This window comes from Sulfitobacter sp. 1A13496, from assembly GCF_043557225.1.
Classification (GTDB): Bacteria; Pseudomonadota; Alphaproteobacteria; order Rhodobacterales; family Rhodobacteraceae; genus Sulfitobacter; species Sulfitobacter faviae.
Map to the genome: position 1 here is coordinate 181,806 of NZ_JBIFFP010000007.1, position 6,000 is coordinate 187,805.

5 protein-coding genes are annotated in these 6,000 nt (G+C 60.9%); all 5 read left to right on the forward strand.

Annotated elements, in window-relative coordinates:
- Positions 1–329 precede the first annotated feature (329 nt).
- The 5 genes from ACGYLX_RS15660 (at position 330) to ACGYLX_RS15680 (ending at position 5,910) form a co-directional block, all read left to right on the forward strand.
- Positions 330–1,136 carry a glucose 1-dehydrogenase gene (locus ACGYLX_RS15660; RefSeq protein WP_394450615.1) on the forward strand — a complete coding sequence of 269 codons (807 nt, stop codon included), beginning with the start codon at positions 330–332 and terminating at the stop codon, positions 1,134–1,136.
- Complete coding sequence (locus ACGYLX_RS15665) at positions 1,136–3,313, forward strand: glycoside hydrolase family 15 protein (protein ID WP_394450617.1); 2,178 nt, start codon at positions 1,136–1,138, stop codon at positions 3,311–3,313. Before ACGYLX_RS15660 ends, ACGYLX_RS15665 begins: the two co-directional genes overlap by 1 nt.
- Positions 3,314–3,329: 16 nt before the next feature.
- Positions 3,330–4,676, forward strand: a complete 1,347-nt coding sequence (locus ACGYLX_RS15670) for a dihydrolipoyl dehydrogenase family protein (RefSeq protein WP_394450619.1) — start codon at positions 3,330–3,332, stop codon at positions 4,674–4,676.
- A gap of 439 nt (positions 4,677–5,115) precedes the next feature.
- Positions 5,116–5,442 (forward strand): YnfA family protein, encoded by a 327-nt coding sequence (locus ACGYLX_RS15675; RefSeq protein ID WP_394450621.1) that lies wholly within the window; start codon positions 5,116–5,118, stop codon positions 5,440–5,442.
- A gap of 282 nt (positions 5,443–5,724) precedes the next feature.
- Entirely contained in the window at positions 5,725–5,910 is a 186-nt protein-coding gene (locus ACGYLX_RS15680) for a hypothetical protein (protein ID WP_394450622.1), read from the forward strand.
- The last annotated feature ends 90 nt before the right edge of the window (positions 5,911–6,000 follow it).

The following is a 6,000-nucleotide window of genomic DNA, read 5'->3' on the forward strand; positions in this document are numbered from 1 at the left end:
CTGGGGCAGGCTGGAGTTATTGATGAAAACATCGCATCTCGCATTGGACAAAGGCGTTGGTCTGCTCGCCGGGTTGGCGACGACCAAGGTCACGGAATACGCACAGCAAGCGCTTAGGGCTGCCACACCTCAGGATACCCGTCGGCAAGAACAGCGTGTCCGACCGGGGACACCCGTTCCGAGTAGCCGCCAAAAAGACAGCCGATCTCGCTGGCTCGACGAACTCGCGCTCGGCTTCAGCGCCCCCACAGAGATTTTCCTGCGGCTGCCCACCTCTCCCGCCTCGCCGAGGCGCGGGTCCGAACACCAGACCTAAAGGAGAAATTCCTATGTCAAAATTGCAGCTTGAGAACGCACGGGCCATCGTGACAGGCGCAAGTTCCGGGATCGGCGCGGGTATCGCGCGGGCCTTCGCCACGGCGGGCGCCTCAGTCATTGTCAATTTTCGTTCCGACGAGGAGGCCGCCGATCGCATTGTCGCTGAAATCCGAGAGGAGGGCGGTCGCGTCGAGGCAGTTCAGGCCGATGTTTCGACGCCGGAAGGTTGCGGAACACTAATCGAAGCGGCGGACGAGCAATTTGGCGGAGTGGACATTCTCGTATCGAACGCCGGCATCCAGCGCGATGACACCTTCACTGAGTTGAGCCTCGAAGACTGGCGCAAAGTTCTCGACGTCAACCTGACCGGCCAGTTCCTCTGCGCCCAGGAGGCGGTGCGACGCTTCCGCCGTCAGGGTCTTGATCCAGAACGGTCTCCGGCGCTCGGAAAGATCATCTTCACCAGCTCCGTGCACCAAGCCATACCTTGGGGGGGGCATGCGAACTACGCCACCGCCAAGGGTGGGGTTAAGCTTCTGATGGAATCGATGGCGCAGGAGCTTGCCTGCGAGAAGAACCGCGTCAACGCCATCGCGCCCGGGGCGATCAAGACGGCCATCAATCGCGAGGCTTGGGAGGACGAGAAGGCCCGGAAGAAGCTTCTGCAACTCATTCCTTATGGCCGGATGGGCGAAACCGAGGATGTGGCCGAGGCCGCGGTCTGGCTCGCGTCGGACGCGTCGGATTACGTGGTCGGGACGACGCTCTTCGTGGATGGCGGCATGATGCTCTACCCCGCCTTCCGCAAGGGCGGCTGATGCCTACCCGCCATGCCGGATACCTGCCGCTGCGAGACTACGCTCTCCTCGGCGATTGCCACGGCGCGGCCCTGGTGGGCCGGGACGGTGCGGTCGACTGGTTCTGCCCAGGCCGCTTTGATGCGCAGCCAGCCTGCTGGGCGTTGCTGGATGCGAAGCAAGGCGCCACCTTTCGCATTTCCCCCACCGCCGGGTCCTACGAAAGCGAACGAGCCTATGTGGACAGCACCAACATTCTGCGCACCACCTTCACGACCCCGACCGGGCGCGTTTCTGTCACCGACTTCCTTCCGGTCCGCAGCGCGGCCGGTGCAACCGAGCCGTTCGTCGATCTTGAGGCTCCGGGCTGGCTGGTGCGCATGGTCGAGGCGCTGGATGGGCAGTGCGATCTTGAGCTGACCTACGATCCGGGCACCTGTGCGTTCGATCCCGACGCAGGCGCTCCCCCAGAAATGCGACTGTTCCAGCAAAGCACGCCGAGCGCGGAACGAGCAAGTTCGGTCATCACTCTGACAGCAGGTGAGCGGCGTGCCTTCATCCTGGCGCCAGCCGAGGCCAATGTGGACAGGCCGGTTGAACAGGCGGAGGCGCTGTTGCATGAGACGGCTGACTTCTGGCGCTGCTGGTCAGGGGCCTCCCGTTACGATGGGCCATACCGTGCGGCCGTGCAGCGCAGTGCTCTGGCACTCAAGGCCCTGACCTATGCACCCACCGGTGCCATCGTCGCCGCGCCCACAACCTCCTTGCCGGAGGATCTCGGCGGCGAGCGGAATTGGGACTACCGCTATAGCTGGCTGAGGGATTCAGCCTTCGTTCTCCAGGCTCTCGGTGGATTGGGCTACCACGCAGAGGCAGGCCAATACTGCCAATTCCTCGGGAGTTGTTGCGTCCAAACCTTGCCGGATCTGCGTATTCTCTACAGCATCGAGGAAGAAAGCCCAATCGAAGAACGCTGTCTCGATCACCTGGACGGCTATGCTGGCTCGAAGCCTGTTCGCGTCGGCAATGCCGCAGCTGGCCAGGCGCAACTCGACATCTATGGCGAGGTTGCCGACTGGGCGCTGGCTTATCGGGCCTTGGGTGGACCGCTGGACGAGACGCTTCGGACCATGCTGGAGGGCATTGCGGATCATGTCGCGCAGGTCTGGAACGAGCCCGACCAAGGCATCTGGGAGATGCGCGGAAAACCGCGCCACTATGTCCACGGGAAGGCCATGGCTTGGGTCGCGATGGATCGCGCCATTCGACTTTTGGGAGAGCGCGAGACATGGTGCCAAGCGCGCCGAGAGATACTCGAGGCCCTACAATCCCATGCCGATGATGGTGAGGGAGGTGGCTTTCGCCAGACCTTCGTGGACGGCGGCATGGATGCTGCGCTTCTACTCCTGCCCATGCTCGATCTTTCACTGTCGGACGAGGCCCTCGATCGAACGGTGCGCGGCGTGGAGCGGGCATTGCGCCGTGGCGATTACGTATCAAGATACGATCTCGAAGACACCGATGACGGATTGGCCGGTGGGGAAGGAGCATTCCTTATCTGCTCCTTCTGGCTGGTTGACGCGCTTCTTTGCACCGGCCGTGCGGACGAAGCACGCAGCTTGTTCGAACGCCTCTTGGATCAGGCAAACGACGTCGGGCTCTACGCCGAGGAGATCGACCCGGACAGCCATGGCTTCCTCGGGAATTTCCCACAGGCCTTCACACACCTGGCGTTGATCAACAGCGCCATCAACCTCGAACTCTACGCGAGTGGCGGCGACGGTGCGCTGCGAGGGACCCACGCCGACAGAATAGCCCGAGCCGCGCCCCAGAGGGATCGATGCGCTCCGCCTGGCCCAAACAGCGATACCGCACGGCCGCTTCGCACTACCCGGTCTCTTGGAACTCGATCCAAAACAGAAGAGCGGAAAGTGTCATCGGATAGACCGCAAGGCGTTCCGCTGGCTGTAATGATGTCCGGCGAGGTCTGCTCTCCTGAGGTTGAGGAGTGTGCCCACTGCGGCAGCCGGTTCCCCACTCCCGGGGTGGAGCATCAAGGCCACCACTACTGTTGCGAAAGATGTGCCATGGGGCCGAGCCCTCGAATGAGAGCCCGCATGACCCCGATGCTCATTGGACTTGTCGGCGCCGGAGCTTTCGTGGGCTGGCTGGCCAAGCGTGACAATCGAAACAAATGAACCAAGGAGATTTGCAATGAGCAAGACATACGACCTGATTGTTATCGGAAGCGGCACCGCCGCCACCACCGTGGCAAAGCGTGTCAGCGCCGCCGGCCGAAGTGTGGCTGTAACTGATTTCCGCCCCTATGGCGGCACTTGTGCCCTGCGCGGCTGCGACCCCAAGAAGATGCTGATCGGAGGCACCTCTGCCGCCGATCATGCCCGGCGAATGCATGGCAAGGGGGTCGAGGGCGACGTGCGCATCGACTGGCGTGAACTACTGGAGTTCAAGCGTGGCTTCACCGACCCGGTGCCAGAGAAGAAGGAGAAAAGCTTCTCCGAAAGTGGCATCGCGACCTTCCACGGGCGAGCCCGCTTTGTCGGTCCGAACGCGGTGGAGGTCGATGGCGAAACCTTGGAGGCCAAACACATTGTTTTGGCGACCGGCTCTGAGGCGATGAAGCTGGGGATTCCCGGTGAAGAGCACCTGATCGACAACGAGGGTTTCCTCGAAATGGAAAGCCTGCCGCGCCGCATCGTGTTGGTTGGGGGAGGCTATATCGCGGCGGAATTTTCCCACATCGCGGCGCGGGCCGGAGCCGAGGTGACGATCCTCCAGCATGGGGATCGGATGCTGACGGGGTTCGATCCGGACCTGGTCGGATGGCTGATGGAAAAATACGAGGAGATCGGCGTCACTTTGCATACTGGCACCGAAGTCGAGCGGGTCGAAAAGACCGGGGATGCCTTTCGCGTCACCGCCACCGGCGAAGGAGGATCGACAACCTTTGAGGCGGATCTCGTCGTGCATGCCGCTGGCCGGAAACCCGAATTCGCGCCGCTTGACCTCGCGGCGGCTGGCGTCGAACTACGTGACGGCAAGCTGGCGCTGAATGAATACCTACAAAGCTCCTCAAACCCGGCTGTATACGCCGCCGGCGATACTGCGCAGATGGGTCCGCCGCTGACCCCTGTTTCCAACCATGACGGCAAGGTGGTTGCGGCAAACCTGCTTGAAGGCAACCACAGCAAACCGAACTACAATGGCGTGCCCTCGGTCGCCTTCACCCTGCCGCCCATTGCTCGTGTAGGGCTCGACGAGGCCGAGGCCCGGGAGCAGGGACTGAAGTTCCGCATGCAGTGCGACCGGACGCCCGGCTGGTTCTCGACGCGCCAGCAGGCGGAATCCGTCTCCGGCTACAAGGTTCTGGTCGAAGACGGCAGCGAGCGCATTCTGGGCGCGCATCTGCTGGGACCGCATGCCGATGAGGTCATCAATGTCTTTACTCTTGCCGTGCGGCACGGGCTGACGGCCGACCAACTCAAGGACACGATGTTCGCCTATCCCACCGGAGCGTCCGACATTTCCTCTATGCTGTGAATGCCGTCGGTTCTTACCAACGGGGCAGAAGCAGACATTCGGCCCGCGGCTTCAAACAGCTTCGTCTGCTCTGCCCCACTCAAGCATGGCTTCGTCACGCGAGCTCAGCGAATGATGAGTTCGGTGAAGTTGCATTGCGGCGTGACCTGACCCGCTGAATGTCCAGAATGGCAGGTCGCGGTAAGCGAGCCCATGTTGCAACTGCGAGGCCCTCTGCAACCAGAGCCGTCAGTGGGGGCTCTTTGTGGAACCTCGCTGCGCCGCAGGTAGGACATCAGACGTTATAGCTGGTTTAAGGGAAGCTATGCGAACTTTGCTGCCGTTGGCATCCATTAATCCAATGGCCGCTTTACGATGAAGACAGTTGCATCGAACCATCGGCGAAAGCTCTGCTAAATATTGATAGACCCGATCATGCCCGGAGCTTATGTCAGGCCCGATGAAGCCAGTTCTTATCTACTTCGCCGCAGCGTTAGCCGAAATTGTTGGATGCTTTGCTTTTTGGGCTTGGTTCCGGCTGGACAAGAGCGTGCTCTGGCTGGCACCGGGGATGCTATCCCTTGCCGCTTTTGCCTGGCTACTTGCGCTCAGCCCGACTGAACAGGCGGGACGCGCCTATGCAGTCTACGGTGGCATATACATCGTATCGTCTCTGCTATGGCTATGGGGTGTGGAAGGCCATCGCCCTGATCAATGGGATGCTATCGGAACCGTCATTTGTCTTATCGGTGCGGGTATTATTCTCTGGGCACCGCGTGGAACCTGAGAGGAGGCGGAGGACGGTGTGAAGCCCTGAATCGTTCGATTGGATCGCCTTCTGGGTCCCGCATTCCGACAACTCGGCTACGCGTCCCTTCTCCGCACTGTAGTGGTCGTGCAGGTTTTTTGCCGCCCTCGAAAGCCCCCACTCATCCTCTATGTAGCATTGATCGAAGTGGGCTCGGACCCGACCTTCGCTGCGGTTTGAACCACAGACCGCAATGCGGGGCGATCATTGATTTCCTGTTGATTGCTGTGAAGAACAGCTGAGCAACCAGTGGGAACTCAAATGAACTTTTCAAGAAGAATCCATCTATCAATAGCATTCGGCGTGCTTGCCTCAGTGGCATATGCCGCCGATCAAAAGGAGCTTGGGGGCTTCATCCTGGGAGGCTCATTTCAAGAGGCACAAATGCATGCGCTCGGCCAGGAATGGGAACTCGTGGAGATATGGGCAAAAGTTGGTGATGCCTGATCAGGCGGCAGTTTGAAGCTGGCGGATCCCATCGCGGAACTCAACCCCTTGGATGATCTCGGGCAGACGGTTCTGTCCATCGAGTTTGCG